The following is a 16,127-nucleotide window of genomic DNA, read 5'->3' as shown; positions in this document are numbered from 1 at the left end:
ACCAACCCTGCAGGATCGCTAACATGCTGGATCACCCCTCCGAATCCTTGTCTCGGTATCTCGATGCGCTGCGCATAGAGGGATTTTCTGGTGATGTCGAAAACGATGAAGGCGCTCGTCTGGTCGCCGCCACGGACAACAGCATCTATCACATTACTCCCGACGCGATTCTGTTTCCCAAATCCGGCAAGGACGTCGCAATACTGGCCCGATTGGCGCAAGAGCATGACATTGCCCTGACAGCACGCGGTGGTGGAACGGGAACCAACGGGCAATCGCTGAACGCAGGTGTGATTGTAGACATGTCGCGCCACATGCGGGGTATCGAGACCCTGGATCTGCAGGCGGGAACTGTCACGGTTCAGCCCGGTGTCGTGCTGGACCAGCTCAACACTTTTCTCGAACCCCACGGATTTTTCTTTGCACCCACGGTGTCGACATCTTCTCGGGCAACAATCGGCGGTATGTTTGCCACCGATGCCAGCGGCAAAGGCAGCCGGATCTATGGGCGCATGTCTGATCATGTCATCGCAGCGGATGTAATTCTGGCCAACGGACGGCCTGTCTCTGTCACCACTCGCGGATCACTTGATGCGGAGCTTGGTCAAATGGGACATGCTCTGCGTCAGGACTTGGACGACAAGGCCGCCGAGATCGCCCGACGTTTCCCAAAGCTGAACCGGGGGCTGACCGGCTATAACCTTGATCAGGCGCGCGGCACGTCGGGTGAATTCGACTTTATCAAGCTTCTGGCCGGGTCAGAGGGGACATTGGCGCTGACCACGCAATTGACCCTGCGACTGACACCAATTCCAAAACAACGGGCGCTGACAGTTCTGGCTTATGACGACTGCACTTTGGCGCTCAGACATGTTCCGCATCTGGTGCAGGCAGATCCAAGCGCAATAGAGTTTCTGGATGACAAGATCCTTGCCCTTGCCGCCGCCTCGCCCATGTGGAGCGAGCTTGAGGGCGTGCTGGGCCAGATCGGCGATGCTGGCGGGTTCCTGTTTGTCGAGTTCATCGGTGAAACGGTTGAAGAGGTCACAGCCGGTCAAGAACGTCTGGCCCGAATTCTGAACCAAAACCACGTGTATGTCACAGCACAGGTGACCACGGCAGAACCCGACGAAATGTCAGCATTGTGGGAAATGCGCAAACGCTCTGTAGGACTGCTGGCCGCGGTTGAGACAAAGCGGATCGGGCTGCCTTTTGTCGAAGATGCCGCTGTACCGCCCGAAAACTTGTCATCCTTTGTCGCCGAATTCGGCGCGCTTCTGGATCAATTCGAGTTATCTTATGGCATGTTTGGGCATGCAGATGTCGGCTGCGTCCATGTCCGCCCAATGCTGAACATGCGAGAGCCGCAGGATCGGGCGATGATCCGCAAAGTCTCGGACGCGGTATCGGACCTGTGTCAGAAACACGGAGGCCTGATTTGGGGCGAGCATGGCAAGGGCGTGCGCGGCGAATATGTTGAACGCTATGTTGGTCCCGAGCTTTATGCGGTGATGCGCAAAATCAAGGCTTGGTTTGATCCCGACAATCGCCTGAACCCCGGCAAGTTGGTGACAGCCGCCGAAAGCGATCTGACGGTGATGAAGATCGACGCCGTACCCATGCGCGGCCCTCGCGATGCGGAAATCAACGAAGAAAACTTTGGCGCCTTCGAACGCGCGATTGCCTGCAATGGCAACGGGGCGTGCCACAACTGGGCACCTAGCGATCCAATGTGCCCGTCCTACAAGGCTACGCACGATAAGGTTCAGGCCCCCAAGGGTCGCGCCAGCCTATTCCGCGAATGGGCGCGTCTGCGCTCAACCGGCGAGGATGCCGCCCTTGTTGAAGAGGCGCTGAAACGCAGTCTGGACACGTGCCTGTCCTGCAAATCCTGCACCGGTCAATGTCCGGTCCGCGTAGATATCCCGGCGATGAAATCCGCCTTTTTGCATCAGTACTTCCAGACCCGCGCGCGCCCTGCACGCGATCACCTGCTGCGCCACATGGAGGGGCTTTCGCTTGCCTTCCGCAAGCTGCCGCGTCTGGCAAATCTGGTGTTGGGGAACAGCTTGACCAGGGCTGTGTTGAACCGGGGATTTGGCCTTGTCGATATCCCGCGCTATGCGCCGCTGACCGCAGAACAGGCGGTGCAAAACGCCGGGGGTCACATTGTTTATCCGGACACGACACCATCGAAATGGGGTCAGAATCCGGCACTTTTGATCCTCGACAGTTTCACTGGCGCATTCGACACCGGCGTGGTTGCGCAATCAACAGCCCTGTTGAAGAAGCTGGGATTTACTGTCTGGGCCATTCCACCTGTGGCCAATGGCAAGGCACGGCAGGTGCGTGGCATGATGGATGCCTTTGAAACGCAGCGCGATCAGACAACCGCTTTTTTGTTGCGGGTCATGCCCGACGATCTGCCCTTGATCAGCCTTGAACCCGCCGTGACCGACCTGCTGAACAAGGAATACGATCTGGGCGCGCGAAAAGTCATGTCATTGGACCTATTCCTGTCTGACATTCTGCACTCACTTCCCCAAATGCCCGTTGATGACACGGGGCGCTATACCTTGTTTTCACACTGTACCGAGAAAACAGCCGACCCCGCCACCCCCCGGCGCTGGCAAGCAGTGTTTCGGCATTTCGGCCTGACGCTCGACATCGCCAGCACCGGGTGTTGCGGCATGGCTGGGCTGTTCGGCCACGAAGCCGAACACCGCGACATGTCTAGCCAACTTTTCGAAATGTCTTGGCGCGAACCCTTAAACGCTGCCGGAACTGGCGCTTTGGCGACCGGGTTTTCCTGCCGATCCCAGACGGGGCGGTATGGCAACGTCAAACCCGCACATCCCAGCTCCGCACTTTTGGCGCGGATTGAAGCGCACGCACAAAATGGAGGCCGCAATGACCACCCCTAACATGATTGTCCTGATGTCTGATGAACACGCATCCAACATCATGGGATGCGCCGGACACCCATTTATCAAGACACCCAATCTTGACCGGCTGGCCGCGCGGGGCACCTTATTCGAAAACGCCTATACCAACGCGCCCATCTGCGTGCCTGCACGCGCCAGTTTTGCAACTGGTAAATATGGCCATCAGACCGGCCATTGGGACAATGCCACACCTTACACGGGCGAGCCGAAGTCATGGGGCCATTACCTGCAGCAAAACGGTAACCCGGTGGGTTCGATCGGCAAACTGCACTACCGCAACGCATCTGACCCAGTCGGGTTGGATTTCCAGCAGATCCCGATGCATCTGGTCAACGGTGTCGGCGACGTGCTGGGATGTGTACGAGAGCCGTTGCCGCGCCGTTGGAAAGCCCGCGATCTGGCCGACAGCGCAGGCGCAGGTGAAACTTCGTACACCACCTATGATCGCAACATCACCGATGCCGCATGCGAATGGATTGCCGAACGTGGCAATGAACAGGCGGGCGACAAGCCATGGACAGTTTTCATCTCGATGGTTGCGCCCCATTTCCCGCTGACCGCACCACAGGAGTTTTATGACCTGTACAAGGACATGGATCTCAAACCTTCGAAACCTGCGCGCGAGGATGACCACCCCTGGCTCAAGGCACTGCGCCATTGCTTTGTCTACGACAATTTTAATGAGGAACGCACACAGGCCGCGCTGACCGGTTATTTTGGGCTGGTCAGTTTCATGGACTACAATGTTGGCCGAATTCTGGATGCGATCGAAGCTGCTGGGCTGAACGACAACACAAATGTCATCTATGTCAGCGACCACGGCGACAACATGGGCGAGCGTGGCATGTGGGGCAAATCCAACATGTACGAAGAGGCCGCCGCCATTCCATTGATCATGGCCGGACCAGACGTGCCCGGCGGCAAGGTCAGCAAGACACCGGTGTCGCTGGCAGATGTCTTTCCCACCGTACTGGAGTGCGCTGGTCTTAAGGCCAATGACCCTGAGTTGCCCGGCCGCTCGTTGTTCCGGATTGCGGCTGAGGAAGATTGCCCTGACCGCGCTGTATTCTCAGAGTATCATGCTGCCGGCGCCATGTCGGGGGCATTCATGATCCGCAAGGGCCCGTGGAAATACATTTATTACACCGGCTATGAGCCACAGCTCTTCAATCTTGACACCGACCCGGGTGAAGTCATCGATCTGGGGACCGCGCCCGAGTACGAAGCGACCCGTGCCCAACTGCATACTGAACTGCTCAAGGTTTGTGACCCGGATGCGGTTGACCGTCAGGCCAAAGCTGATCAGGCGGCGATCATCGCGAAACATGGCGGTGTTGAGGCGGTACTGGAACGTGGCGGGTTTGGCGCAACCCCTGCCCCGGGCGTTAACGCTGACTTTGTCGCGTCAAACGGCACCTCGACATGACTGGGGCCAACGCAGAAATCCCGAGCTGCGCGGCCCCGGATGGGGCACCGCGCGCGCCGCAATTTACAATGCCACCATTGGCCTGCGATTGCCATTCCCACGTGTTCGGCCCGCCAGAACGGTACCCGATGGTGCCGGACAGATTGTATACCCCTCCGGAAGCGTCATTGGCATCATATGAACATTTGCTTAAAACATTGGGGTTTCAGCGCGCTGTTATCGTACAGCCCAGCATTTACGGCACCGACAATCGTGCGACGCTTGAGGCCACGGCTACCGACCCTGAACGCTACCGTGCTGTGGTCGTGGTTGACGCTTCGATCACCGAGGATGAGTTGCAGCACATGCATGATCAGGGCGTGCGCGGAGTCCGGGCCAATCTGCTGTTCAGCGGTGAAAAGGCGATGACCGAGGTACGCACTATCGCCGACAAGATCGCGCCGATGGGCTGGCATCTTCAGGTGTTGCTCGACGTCAGCGCTTTCCCCGATCTTTACGCCTTTTTCTCGACCCTGCCGCTGCAGACCGTTTTTGACCATATGGGGCACTTTCCAGTGGCAGGGGGCATCGATTCAGAAGGGTTTCAGGCTTTGTTGAACCTGATGGGCACAGGCAAGGCCTGGAGCAAACTTTCAGGCGCATATCGGATCACTGGTCGGGCTACGCTGCCTTATGAAGATGTCACACGCGTCGCGCAGGCATTGGTTGCGGCGAACCCAGATCAGGTTGTCTTTGGGACCGACTGGCCGCACCCACATATTCCGGTCGCTATGCCCAATGACGGCGATTTGTTGGATGAATTGGCGACTTGGGCCCCATCCGCAGAAACTCGGAAAGCAATCCTGTCAGATAATCCGGCGCGCCTTTACGGCTTCTGACCTTCGGTTTGCACATGCCGAAACGTGCCTCGGATAATACCGCTGTCAAACAGTTCGTGGCAGATATCCAGCAACTCTTGCCGAACGGCCCGCGATCCCGCGTTCAGCGGCTGATTGCGTGGCCAGGTCAAGTAAACTTCGCGGATCAAATCTGGCTTGACCAAACGTTTTGCAGAGATTTCCCCGCGGCGCCAAAGTGCATCAATTGACGGCCACGGCAGCACACCCGACGTTACACCGCTGCGGATGTAGCTAAGCCTCAGCCGGGCGGATTCTGTTGTGACACGCAAGTTCAGCGCTCGACCCATCTTTTCAGCCACATCTTCGACAATTTCGCGGACAGCATGAGACTGCTGGCTCAAGACCAATGGCGTAGAGAACAAGGCTTTGACATCGATGGTTTCATCCCCGGAACAGGGTTTGTCGCCCTCTTTGCGTCGGGTCACCAAGTACAAAGGTTCCGTATAGAGATGCAGATACTCAGCCTTGGACGCTTTTTCGCGGGTCGCCAGGATACCCAGATCCACGCGGCTGTTTTCAATCATCTCTTTCACGTTCAACGCCAGCTCCTCCAGAATTCGAAGCTCGACCTCGGGATACTTCTCGGCCACCCTTTCCAACAACAACGGCGCAACATGAACGCCCAACATCGGCGGCACGACGATCGAAACTTCACCACGGGGCGTATCCGCCTCTTTCCGGACGTCATCGGTGGCTTGCTTCATCTGCGCCACTATCTTGCGGGCGTGTTGATACAGAACTTCGCCAGCCTTTGTCGGTTTGACCCCCCGTGATGAGCGTATCAGCAATTCGGTGGTAAGTTCTTCTTCCAGATTTGCGATATGCTGGCTCAACGCGGGCTGGGCAATATGCAGTACCCTCGCGGCACTGGAAACACTGCCCTGATCAACGATTGAAATGAAATAGCGAAGCTGACGGATGTTCATATCAAACTCTAGCAATTTAAGCAGTCTAAACCACTATAGCCGTGCCAGAGAAAGAAGAAAATCTGATATCAGTTCAACGCAGATCCTGCGCAAACGATGACCGCATCTGCGCCGCCCAAATACCATCAATCCGTGTAACCACCCACAGCGAAGGAAAAGACACCAAGGGCAGCCTGTCGTGGTCGAACCGGTTCACCATTACGTCCAAATGCACTTTGCTTTCGCTGGATTGCAGCACGTTCAGATGCCCCCATTCGGTATGGCCCCAATCGCCCCCAGCCCTCGTCTTAAAATCGCTGAAATAGCTGTCTGGGGTTTCCCAGATCTTTACCGCCTCGCCGGACAATCGATAATGTGGAAAGTGGAGCGTCGTTGATATGCCCGTGGCATCACGCGCATTCAGTGCCTGCACATGGCGATGCATGACCTCTTTGGCGGCCGCAATTGCGTCATTGTTCATTTGTGCCCCACTTTCGAACCGACGGATCCAATCAGAGATCCCAGATTTGGTAAAAACAGTATCAACGCGGGATTCGGTTCAAAAATACCTTTTTGATATGAGTGTTAGAAGAAATTCGGATCACGAGCTGATGGATTAGCTCGTGCACGGATTGAATAATTCCGGCAAGTTGGTTCCCAAAACACACCAAATTGGCACCAAGTCGGGGTTCAGAAATGTCCGCCAGAATGCCCAAAATTCCCTCACTCAGGCTGTTTGTTGAGGTCATGCAGGCAGGGACAATTGCAAGCGTCGCTGAGAAGTTGCATTTGACGCCATCTGCGGCCAGCAGAATGCTATCGGCGTTAGAGCGTGATCTGGAACTGAAACTGTTTCGCAGAGAACGGCAGCGCCTTATCCCTACCGAGGCAGCTGAAACCTTTTTGCCCGAAGCAATTCGAGCGCTCAGTGTCGTAGATGGGCTGCCGCGAATCTCCGATGCCATTCGGAATGGCGCGACCAAGGAGCAGACGATCCGGATACTCGGGTTTCCGCGAATGGCCGAGCAAATTCTCCCAAACGCTGTTCGCCGCTATTACCGTGAGACCAAGTCCAACACTCGTGTCAGCATCAGCGTTGAGGCCCGACATAGTATCAAACGTTGGGCTGCATCGCGCATGTTCGACATTGCACTCACGACGGTTCCCGTTGTGCATGCTGGCGTTCGCGGAGAGCCAATCATCGACTTTCCCTTGTGCGTTACTTTACCTCGGACACATGGTTTGTCTGACCAACGTGAAATTCCTGTTCAGGCTTTGGCCAATGAACCTCTGTCGCTGATAGAGAGCGGTTCGATCATGCGTCAACGCATTGCTCGGGTGTTCGACAGCGCGGGGCTGATGCCAAACGTTCGGCAAGAAAGCGGAACGGTTGACGTCGCGATCAATATCGGGCTGGCAGTCGGCAGTTTGACCATTACGGACGGCATTTTCTCCAAGGCCCTGCTTGGGGAAACCCATGTGCTGCGCCGCATTAATACACAGCATTCTATTCCTGTTGGCTTCGTCGTCCCCGTCGACAATGAAGTCGACGGAGCCGCTGCACTCATGAAAGAAGCGATCCGACATGAGGTTCTGGCGTATAGGCAAGAATTGGACAAGATACTGGATGCCGACTAATCGGCAGGCTCAGATCTTCTCCAGATTGACTTTCTTGCCGGGAATGGGCGAGGCCGCAATGGAGCCGGAGTTTCTTACCGCGTCATAGCCGCCCAACTCATCAATCCGGGCCAACTGATCAGCCTTGCTGAGCGCGTTCAGCTCTTCGGGATTGACCATCTCGCACAGCAGTGCCGAAAGCTCTGCCTCTTTTGGGTGGGTGTTCCCACCGGCCAGCAAATCGATTGCTTCATCAGGGTCAGTCGCCAGATTAAAAAGCTGGTTGGGCATATCGACGTGATAGATCAGTTTCCAGTCACCCTGCCGTATCAGGAAACTGGAATTTACACTTCCCATCGCATGATACTCGGAAAACCCCGTTCTCTTTGGCTGCTCGCCATTGATCACTTGCAAAAGCGAACAACCCGGCAGGCCCCCGTCCTTTGGGGTTGGCACGTCAAACAGATCCAAAATAGTCGGGAACAGGTCCACATGACTGACACAATCTGATACCGTCCTACCCTCCGGCAATCCTGGACCGGCCAAAATTAGTGGAACACCGGCGGAATGCTCATACAGATTGGCCTTGCCCAGAATACCATGAGCACCGATTGCCTCTCCGTGATCCGATGTGTAAGCTATCCGCGTCTTGTCAGTCAGGCCCAGTTCTTCAGCCATATCAATTACTTTGCCGATTTCTGCGTCGGTCTGAGTGATCAGGGCGCAGTATCCGGCATAGGCATTTCGCAAGAATGCTTCGTCCATGCCCTTAGGCAACTGATTCATCCACGCAAGATACGCCATAGCTGGATGGTCATAGCGATCAGACGCATCCCACGTGGACGGCAAAGGCATGTCTTCCGGAGGGTACAGATCCCAGAACTCCTGTTTCGCCCGGAACGCGGGATGCGGACTGGGATAAGACACGATCAAGGCCCACGGCTCAGCGTTGTCGGCATTGTCGCGCAACCTGTCGATTGCGCGTTCGGTGATCTGGCGGTCATAAATCTGGTAATCTGTCTCTCCCGGCCCAGAATTCCCATAGATTGCCTTGTGACCCGCCCGACTTGGTACTCCATCTTCAGTTGCTCGCAACAACGTCAGCGGGGATCCAATGCCATCGACAACGTGCATCGTGTGAATTTCCTCGGCAAATCCATTGTCATCTTGCTTTGACCGATAATGCAGTTTCCCAATTGCAGTGACTGGCACGTTTGCGTCGCGCAGCCGATGGTGCCAGGTCTTAACTGATCCATCATACATCGTCGCGTTATCCCAGAACCTGGTTTGGTGAGGATACTGGCCCGTGGCGATCGCTGCGCGAGCTGGGCAACACAAAGTTGTGGCGGCGTAAGCGTTTTCAAAACGAACCCCACGCCCGGCAAGTTTGTCCAGGCTCGGGGTGAGCACAATTGAATGCCCCGCTGCGCCAAGAAAGTTGCGCGCATGATTGTCTGTCACAAAAAAGATAAAATTGCCGGGCGTTGCCATGGAGTTTCCTCAGATCAAATCCATTTACGCAATGTCATAACGGCAACTACCACGCGAGTTCGTGCAAAATTGGAAACAACTGGTTCGAAATTGACCAGCTTGACTCAGGAATTCAATTGGATCTGCGGCTCAAAAGCTCCGCGGCTTGCCCCAGTTCTCAAAACATGTGCGCAAACGGCAACTTACGCCTGGAGTCTGTCCATTCAAACATTTTGCCGAACTCGCCGGTTAACACCGATACGATCGCTGATTCAGCTCGCCATGCTCAAAAATTTGCAACAGAACCATAGGCGTGCCAGTAAATCGCCGCCACTGGCCCTTCCAAAAGTTTGCGACACATCCCATTCATTCAGAGGGTACGCCACATGTGCAGGTTCAAGACCATTGCTTCAGCGGCGGCAACGCTCGACGGAAGCGAAGTGTCGCACATGATCCATAGCGGCCAACTCACGCCCGAACTTTGTCCATTTCAGCAGTTCGCTGAGCTCGCCACCTGACTCACAAGCGAGTGCTCAAACAACTCAACGGGCTCAAATCTTGGCAACAAAACCAGATGAAGGTACTGTTCAGTGGGTCAACAGCTCTGACGGATGACAGAAAAAGATGCACGCTGCCTTAGTTTGGCCCCTAAGCACCGGCACCAGTGAACTCGTCAAACGCTTCCAGCGCTTTTGCGCCAAAGGCGATCGAAGGACCGCCACCCATATAGCCGATCATCTCCAATGCTTCGCAAAACTCCTCGCGGGTAGTGCCGAGCCGGACAAGCGATTTGGTGTGAAACCCGATACAACTGTCGCAACGCGTCGAAATTGCAATGCCCAGGGCGATCAGCTCCTTGGTCTTTTCATCCAGCGCGCCATTGCGTTTGGCGGCTTTGGACATCGAGTTGAACCCCTCGAACATATCCGGCGCCTGTTTCTGCAAAACGCCTATACGTTCCATTGTTTCAGTGAGAAATCCGCTCCAGGACATCGTGTCTTTCCTTTTCTTGAATGGTTCTGTTAGCTGGCAATATGCGATTGGAAGAGATGACCTGGACCGAGGTCGAGACATACCTCAAAACCCGAAAGGGAGTTATTCTGCCGACCGGGTCCATCGAACAGCACGGACCCATCGGTCTGATCGGTACGGATGCCATTTGCGCGCGCGAGATCGCCTGGGCTGCGGCCGATATCGCTAGCGCGATAGTGGCACCCGAACTGGCTTACGCCCCTGCGCCGTTCAACATGAGCTTTCCGGGCACCGTCTCGCTGAGCACCGGTCTCTACGGCGATCTGGCGAGAGAGGTTATGCATGGGCTGGCCCACCATGGATTCTCGATGATCTATGTTTTGAACGGCCACGGTGCCAACCTTGAGCCCTTGCGGAAGGCGGCCCACGACGTAAGTGCGACAGTCCGAATTCGGAGCTGGTGGGACTTTGACCGGGTCAACAAACTCCGACGTGGCTACTACGGCGACTGGGAGGGTATGCACGCCACCCCATCCGAGGTCGCGATTACACAGGCCACCCATCGCGTTGTTCAGGCCAGAGTCACGAGTCCTCCGCGCAAGCTTTCTGCCGAGTACATCGCGGCCCACGCGGGTGACCGCCATGGGCCGCCCGATGAACATCGGCGCGACTTTCCCGATGGGCGCGTTGGGTCCTATTCTGAACTGGCCCGACCCGAACACGGGCGTGAACTCGTCAATGCCGCGGCGCAGGCCGTCGCCGCGGATTTCGCCAGCTTTGTTCATTGATCAGCGGCTTTCGTCCGATCTCATTTTTCGTTCCAGCCAGCGCACGAAGAAGCTGATGATCAGGACGAGAACAAGATATTCAAAGATCAAAAGCGTATAGATCTCAAGCGGTCGGTATTCCGTTACGACCAACTCGTTGGCACGGCGCGTCAACTCCTGCATCCCGATCACCGAGGCAAAGGCGGACATCTTTACAATATAGATGAACTGGTTCGCCAACGGGGGTAGAATCCGCTTAATCGCCTGCGGCAGGATTACATACTGCATCGTCTGGCGGTAGTTCAGGCCAACAGTTTTTGCCGCTTCGGTCTGACCCTTGTCAATCGACTGGATGCCCGAGCGGTAGATCTCGGCGGTGAATGCACTATCCGAAATGGCCAGCGTGATGATCGCGCCCCAGAACGCGTCGATGCTGATATTGATACCGATTGATTTCAGAACAACCGGGAATCCGTAAAATACCCAGAACAACATCGGCAGGAGCGGTATGGCGCGGATGAATTCAATGTAGACCCTGCTTGGTAACCGCAGCCATCGGTTTGAAGACATGCCCGGCAGGGCAACCAGAAGCCCGATGGCCATTGATAGAACGGCGGCAATCAACGACAGGCTGATCGTCGACCAGAAACCCGACAAAAGAAATCGGATGTTGTTCTGACCCGTTTCTGTAGAGGGGTTGACGACGTACCATCCCCAGTTGCCCGAAGAACTACAACCGGCGAGAATGACAAGCGCACAAAGAGCGACAAGCGTTGTACGTTTCATGTGATACCCCTTAGTGCTGAAGGATCTGGCTGAGGAAAAGCTTGCAACGTTCTGATTTAGGTGCCTCGAAGAAATCTTCGGGTGTACCTGTTTCGATCACCTCGCCCTGATCCATAAAGATCATCCGGTCCGCTGCCTTGCGCGCGAACCCCATCTCGTGGGTGACGCAGATCATCGTCATTCCCTCTTGGGCAAGATCCACGATCACGTCGAGCACTTCTGAAATCATTTCGGGGTCTAGCGCCGAGGTGGGCTCGTCAAAAAGCATGATCTTGGGCTCCATGCAAAGTGAGCGCGCTATGGCGACCCGTTGTTGCTGACCACCGGAAAGTTCGGTTGGCCGCTTGTGCGCCTGATCAGGAATCCGGACTCGTTCGAGATATGTCATGGCGCGTTCTTCCGCGTCCGATTTCGACAGGCCACGTGCCTTGATTGGTCCTAGCGTCAGATTTTGGAGAATTGTCAGGTGGGGGAACAAGTTGAACTGCTGAAACACCATGCCAACCTCGGATCGGATTTCTTCGGCGGCCTTTTTGTCCGTCATTTTGATCCCGTCGACCGTGATCGAACCGGAATCATGCTCCTCCAGAGAATTCACACATCGTATGAGCGTTGATTTGCCGGATCCCGAAGGCCCGCATACAACAATTCTTTCCCCAAGCGAGACATCCAGATTGATGTCTCTGAGCGCGTGATAGTCTCCGTACCACTTATTCAAGTCGCGGATTGTGATGACCGGCGATGCATCTGACATAGACCTGCCCCTTTGAGATTGTTAGCGTAAGACTAGCTTTGCCTTCAAATTAAAACTATACAAAATGTGATAAATACAGACATAAATCTGGTTGCGAACGCGCGAACAAAAGGGGAGGAAGCGATGAAGCTGCTGAAATCAATGGGCCTGGCCGCGGGTCTTGTACTTGGAATGCTCACAGGGGCGGCCAATGCCCAATCGGCTCTGAATGACATACTGAACAATGGGGTGCTGAAAGTCGGGACAACCGGCGACTGGAACCCGATGTCCGTCCGGGATCCGGCAACCAATTCCTACAAGGGATATGATATCGACGTCATGACCCAACTCGCCGAAGATCTGGGCGTGGAGCTTGAATTCGTGGCAACGGATTGGAAGACCCTGGTAAACGGTGTCGTTGCCGGGAACTATCACATTACAGGTTCGGCCTCTATCAGCCCGCCCCGCCTGAAAGCTGCCGGGTATTCGAATAGCTATATCTCAGTTGAAATCTATCCCTTTACGACTGAAGAAAAGGCTGAAAACTTCTCGGATTGGGACTCGATCAACAACGGGGAATTCAAGGTTGCGACCACCTTGGGGACGACATTCGAGAAAAGCGTCCGCGAGTGGTTCCCTGACGCTGATATCAAGGTTGTTGAGGCACCGGCACGCGGTTTCCAAGAGGTTCTGGCAGGGCGCGCTGATGTTTTCATCACATCGAATATCGAAGGTTCGACCTTGCTCGAAAAATTCCCAAACCTGCGTCAGATTGAAGTAACTGAGGCGCGTGCACCGACACCGATCGCGATGCTGATGCCCCAAAGCGATCAGGTATGGATCAACTACGTGAACAGCTGGATCGAACTGCGCCAGTCGCAGGGATTCTTCGCGGCGACCGCCGCAAAATGGGGCCTGTAACGTTCTGACTTTGACACTGTAAAAGGCCCGCTGTGATAATCAATCGGTGGGCCTTTTCTGTGCGCTACGTCAGTAATCGAGATGTCAGGAGAGACCGATATGCGCATTGACATGCATTCCCATTACTACGGTGGTGGGCTGGTCGAAACTTTGCGCGCCCGAAAGTCGCATCCTCGCCTCCGAACGCGCAGAGATGGGGTCACTGTGATGTCAGCGATGAATGGAGAATTTCCGTTCACCGATGCCTATCATGACCCGCAAGTGTGTCTGGCCGAAATGCGAAAGCAGGGACTGACGCACCGCTTGCTGACCTTCCCCGGAGCACTTGGCGCTGATCTGTTGCCCGCCACGGAAATTGCACCGGTCATCTCTGCCTTTAACGATCACCTTGCCCAGTTGGGAATTGATAGCGATGGTGCCCTGATCGGGCTGGCCGGAGTGCCGCTGGATGATCTTGATATTGCCTGTGCAGAGCTTCGCCGTGTTCGTCGCGATCTGGGTTTGCCGGGAATTATTTTGCCGTCGAACTATTTCAACTCTCTGGCCGAAGCTGACTCATTGCGACCGCTATTGGAAGCGGCAAACGAATACGGCTGTCACATCATGCTGCACCCTGGTCTGAAAGTCGGGCAAAACCCGCCGCCGCGCCCCGCGGACCTGATGCAATACCGACTGTCCGCAGTGGAACTGCAATCCAGCGCTTCTCAGGTCGCCTTGACCATGATCATGTCAGACCTGTTGGATTCTTACCCGGCTGTTTCCTTTCAGATAGTCAATTTGGGCGGCACGCTCCCCTTTATTTTTGAGCGGTTAGAAAGCATTGCGCGGCATCGCAACCCGGATGATCCGTTCCCGACCCAGCGTCTGCGTCGGCTCTGGTACGATTGCGCTTCGCTTGGGCCACGTGCGTTGGAGGCAGCTGTTAAGCTTTTGGGTGCAGACAGGATTATGCTGGGATCGGATTATCCGATCTTCACGGACGATCCTTATACGCATGCGGTTGTTCCGGCAGTACTGACCGCCGAAGAAAAGGAGCAGGTGACGTGGAAAACAGCGAACGCATTGCTGAGCCACCTGTCGGAACTTCGCGCGCAAAAATGCACCCCGGGCTAATTTCAATGCGTGACAGCCAAGTTACCTCCCATAGTAGGTTGAGGTTCTCTTGCCCGCTATCGGTTCTTGAGGCGCGCCAATAATGTAATGCTGTCTTCAAAACCGATGGCTGTGAAATTGCCATCCTTGAGGATCGCAGCCTCAGTGGGCTCAACCCTGTGTCCGTCGATAGAGCAGCCCTTGTACACTGAAAACAGACACAGAACTTCGTTCGGACCCGCTTGGATCTCATGAGTGTCCTCACCGGTCAGGCAATCCACGGATGCAGCGCACTGAACAGGATCATAGATTACATTAAAATTGCGCACTGGACCCGCTGTCAGCCGACACGACAATTCAAGATCGCCTGAAAACCTCAGTGGATCGGAAAACCGCGCGTTCAACGGTGTTGCAGGGCCAACCAGATCAAAGCCATCTCCCTCGACAACGGTCAGGATACGAGACATGTCCGGAAATGTGGAAAATGGCCCGTCAGCTTCGACTTCAGCAAGGCTCACACGCCAGATGACGCCCTGCTCGCCACTTGCCCGTGCAATTTCTCGCGTGGTCCCCATGCCGTTTTTCCACAGGATGGGCCCCAGGGTTCTGGTTCGGACATGCTTCATTGCTGCTCGCATTTCGGGTCGATCATAGGAAAGCTGCATATGCTTGCTGTTGTTCGAATTGGACGCGCCGACGGTTGCAATCCCTCGCCACATACGAGTACAAACATTATGCAATAAATTTAGACATATAATAGGCCATTTGTCGTGCGGGTGAGCTATCAGGATATAAAATCAAACATCCTTGGCCGCATCCGCGACAACACCTGGCCTCCCGGCGCGGTAGTGCCTGGTGAGATTCAGCTTGCCAAGGAATTTGGCTGTGCACGGGCCACGGTAAACCGTGCAATGCGCGAACTGGTTGATGATGGTGTTCTTGAGCGTAAGCGCAAGGCAGGAACACGGGTTAAAACAGCCCCGACGCGCCAGGCCCGGATCACAATTCCGCTTATTCGGGAAGAAATCACCAACCTCGGGGCCGCCTATCGATATTCGCTTGTAGAGCGCGAGATCATCGCCGCCCCCGGCTGGTTGCGCGCTCAGGTCAAAATCCCAAAAGGGGGTGAGGTTCTACATCTCAGATGTATGCACTTTGCCTCAAACAAAGCCTTTCAGTTCGAAGAGCGCTGGATCAATCTTGCGACCATTCCTCAGGCACGCGATCAGTCGTTCGAAGAAATTGGGCCAAACGAGTGGCTTGTCCGTGAGGTTCCGTTTACCGAGATCGAACTGACGTTTTCAGCGACCAACGCCAATCTGGAGGTTGCGGAGTTCCTAGGGGAAAACGAAGGAACGGCCTTGTTCACCATCGAAAGAACCACTTGGCTGGTGGAGAACAACGTAACTCACGCCAAACTCTATTTTCCTTCTGGTTACAAAATGACGACCAAGCTGTGATGGCATTCGCATTGCGCTGGTGGGCAACCTCGGAAAGGCATCTGTTGTAAACGGTTCTGTCGCAAATATTTGGAACGGCCAAAGTCAGCGACTTACTGGATACACCTATCCTGCGATCTCGGCGAATAGCAGGA

15 protein-coding genes are annotated in these 16,127 nt (G+C 55.2%); 8 read left to right on the top strand and 7 right to left on the bottom strand.

Features of this window, described 5'->3' with window-relative positions; genetic code table 11:
* Positions 1-23 precede the first annotated feature (23 nt).
* The 3 genes from AC2FGC_RS20805 to AC2FGC_RS20795 are packed head-to-tail and all read left to right on the top strand — an operon-like array spanning position 24 to position 5,249.
* Complete coding sequence (locus AC2FGC_RS20805) at positions 24-2,924, top strand: FAD-binding and (Fe-S)-binding domain-containing protein (protein ID WP_496725750.1); 2,901 nt, start codon at positions 24-26, stop codon at positions 2,922-2,924.
* Complete coding sequence (locus AC2FGC_RS20800) at positions 2,911-4,371, top strand: sulfatase family protein (protein ID WP_496783333.1); 1,461 nt, start codon at positions 2,911-2,913, stop codon at positions 4,369-4,371. Before AC2FGC_RS20805 ends, AC2FGC_RS20800 begins: the two co-directional genes overlap by 14 nt.
* Entirely contained in the window at positions 4,368-5,249 is an 882-nt protein-coding gene (locus AC2FGC_RS20795) for an amidohydrolase family protein (protein ID WP_496725752.1), read from the top strand. Before AC2FGC_RS20800 ends, AC2FGC_RS20795 begins: the two co-directional genes overlap by 4 nt.
* Here AC2FGC_RS20795 and AC2FGC_RS20790 read toward each other — a convergent pair.
* The gene (locus AC2FGC_RS20790; protein WP_496725753.1) at positions 5,237-6,196 is read right to left on the bottom strand and encodes a LysR family transcriptional regulator; all 960 of its coding nucleotides are present in this window, start codon (positions 6,194-6,196) and stop codon (positions 5,237-5,239) included. The genes AC2FGC_RS20795 and AC2FGC_RS20790 overlap by 13 nt on opposite strands.
* 73 nt (positions 6,197-6,269) lie before the next feature.
* Positions 6,270-6,656 carry a hypothetical protein gene (locus AC2FGC_RS20785; protein ID WP_496725754.1) on the bottom strand — a complete coding sequence of 129 codons (387 nt, stop codon included), beginning with the start codon at positions 6,654-6,656 and terminating at the stop codon, positions 6,270-6,272.
* Between the two features lie 227 nt (positions 6,657-6,883).
* On the opposite strand from AC2FGC_RS20785, the gene AC2FGC_RS20780 reads away from it, so the two are divergent.
* Positions 6,884-7,813, top strand: coding sequence for a LysR family transcriptional regulator (locus AC2FGC_RS20780; protein WP_496783330.1), 930 nt, complete (start codon positions 6,884-6,886; stop codon positions 7,811-7,813).
* 9 nt (positions 7,814-7,822) lie between these two features.
* Here AC2FGC_RS20780 and AC2FGC_RS20775 read toward each other — a convergent pair whose 3' ends face one another.
* Together AC2FGC_RS20775 and AC2FGC_RS20770 are read right to left on the bottom strand one after the other, a co-directional pair.
* Positions 7,823-9,283 carry a sulfatase family protein gene (locus AC2FGC_RS20775; protein ID WP_496783329.1) on the bottom strand — a complete coding sequence of 487 codons (1,461 nt, stop codon included), beginning with the start codon at positions 9,281-9,283 and terminating at the stop codon, positions 7,823-7,825.
* Between the two features lie 627 nt (positions 9,284-9,910).
* Positions 9,911-10,255, bottom strand: coding sequence for a carboxymuconolactone decarboxylase family protein (locus AC2FGC_RS20770; RefSeq protein ID WP_496725757.1), 345 nt, complete (start codon positions 10,253-10,255; stop codon positions 9,911-9,913).
* 41 nt (positions 10,256-10,296) lie between these two features.
* Here AC2FGC_RS20770 and AC2FGC_RS20765 point away from each other — a divergent pair, with 41 nt between their 5' ends.
* Positions 10,297-11,022, top strand: a complete 726-nt coding sequence (locus AC2FGC_RS20765) for a creatininase family protein (protein WP_496783328.1) — start codon at positions 10,297-10,299, stop codon at positions 11,020-11,022.
* Here AC2FGC_RS20765 and AC2FGC_RS20760 read toward each other — a convergent pair whose 3' ends face one another.
* Both AC2FGC_RS20760 and AC2FGC_RS20755 read right to left on the bottom strand, forming a co-directional pair.
* Entirely contained in the window at positions 11,023-11,787 is a 765-nt protein-coding gene (locus tag AC2FGC_RS20760; protein ID WP_496725759.1) for an amino acid ABC transporter permease, read from the bottom strand.
* Positions 11,788-11,797: 10 nt separating this feature from the next.
* A complete protein-coding gene (locus tag AC2FGC_RS20755; RefSeq protein ID WP_496725760.1) occupies positions 11,798-12,541 on the bottom strand; it encodes an amino acid ABC transporter ATP-binding protein in 744 nt (247 codons plus the stop codon).
* 123 nt (positions 12,542-12,664) lie between these two features.
* On the opposite strand from AC2FGC_RS20755, the gene AC2FGC_RS20750 reads away from it, so the two are divergent.
* Both AC2FGC_RS20750 and AC2FGC_RS20745 read left to right on the top strand, forming a co-directional pair.
* Positions 12,665-13,441 carry a transporter substrate-binding domain-containing protein gene (locus tag AC2FGC_RS20750; protein ID WP_496783326.1) on the top strand — a complete coding sequence of 259 codons (777 nt, stop codon included), beginning with the start codon at positions 12,665-12,667 and terminating at the stop codon, positions 13,439-13,441.
* A gap of 99 nt (positions 13,442-13,540) precedes the next feature.
* The gene (locus AC2FGC_RS20745) at positions 13,541-14,554 is read left to right on the top strand and encodes an amidohydrolase family protein (protein ID WP_496725762.1); all 1,014 of its coding nucleotides are present in this window, start codon (positions 13,541-13,543) and stop codon (positions 14,552-14,554) included.
* A 56-nt stretch (positions 14,555-14,610) separates the two neighbouring features.
* On the opposite strand, the gene AC2FGC_RS20740 is transcribed toward AC2FGC_RS20745, so the two are convergent.
* On the bottom strand, positions 14,611-15,108 hold the full coding sequence (locus AC2FGC_RS20740; protein ID WP_496783324.1) for a HutD/Ves family protein: 498 nt from the start codon (positions 15,106-15,108) through the stop codon (positions 14,611-14,613).
* A gap of 201 nt (positions 15,109-15,309) precedes the next feature.
* On the opposite strand from AC2FGC_RS20740, the gene hutC reads away from it, so the two are divergent.
* Complete coding sequence (gene hutC / locus AC2FGC_RS20735; protein ID WP_496725764.1) at positions 15,310-15,993, top strand: histidine utilization transcriptional repressor HutC; 684 nt, start codon at positions 15,310-15,312, stop codon at positions 15,991-15,993.
* Positions 15,994-16,127: the final 134 nt, after the last annotated feature.

Source organism: Ruegeria sp. CDSC054 (assembly GCF_059610645.1).
This window is presented reverse-complemented; position numbering and strand designations above follow the sequence as displayed.

Bases quoted from the DNA above. Each gene is read 5' to 3' on its own strand.
- AC2FGC_RS20805 (WP_496725750.1), top strand. From the start codon at position 24: ATGCTGGATCACCCCTCCGAATCCTTGTCTCGGTATCTCGATGCGCTG.
- AC2FGC_RS20800 (WP_496783333.1), top strand. From the start codon at position 2,911: ATGACCACCCCTAACATGATTGTCCTGATGTCTGATGAACACGCATCC.
- AC2FGC_RS20795 (WP_496725752.1), top strand. From the start codon at position 4,368: ATGACTGGGGCCAACGCAGAAATCCCGAGCTGCGCGGCCCCGGATGGG.
- AC2FGC_RS20790 (WP_496725753.1), bottom strand. From the start codon at position 6,196: ATGAACATCCGTCAGCTTCGCTATTTCATTTCAATCGTTGATCAGGGC.
- AC2FGC_RS20785 (WP_496725754.1), bottom strand. From the start codon at position 6,656: ATGAACAATGACGCAATTGCGGCCGCCAAAGAGGTCATGCATCGCCAT.
- AC2FGC_RS20780 (WP_496783330.1), top strand. From the start codon at position 6,884: ATGCCCAAAATTCCCTCACTCAGGCTGTTTGTTGAGGTCATGCAGGCA.
- AC2FGC_RS20775 (WP_496783329.1), bottom strand. From the start codon at position 9,283: ATGGCAACGCCCGGCAATTTTATCTTTTTTGTGACAGACAATCATGCG.
- AC2FGC_RS20770 (WP_496725757.1), bottom strand. From the start codon at position 10,255: ATGTCCTGGAGCGGATTTCTCACTGAAACAATGGAACGTATAGGCGTT.
- AC2FGC_RS20765 (WP_496783328.1), top strand. From the start codon at position 10,297: ATGCGATTGGAAGAGATGACCTGGACCGAGGTCGAGACATACCTCAAA.
- AC2FGC_RS20760 (WP_496725759.1), bottom strand. From the start codon at position 11,787: ATGAAACGTACAACGCTTGTCGCTCTTTGTGCGCTTGTCATTCTCGCC.
- AC2FGC_RS20755 (WP_496725760.1), bottom strand. From the start codon at position 12,541: ATGTCAGATGCATCGCCGGTCATCACAATCCGCGACTTGAATAAGTGG.
- AC2FGC_RS20750 (WP_496783326.1), top strand. From the start codon at position 12,665: ATGAAGCTGCTGAAATCAATGGGCCTGGCCGCGGGTCTTGTACTTGGA.
- AC2FGC_RS20745 (WP_496725762.1), top strand. From the start codon at position 13,541: ATGCGCATTGACATGCATTCCCATTACTACGGTGGTGGGCTGGTCGAA.
- AC2FGC_RS20740 (WP_496783324.1), bottom strand. From the start codon at position 15,108: ATGGGGACCACGCGAGAAATTGCACGGGCAAGTGGCGAGCAGGGCGTC.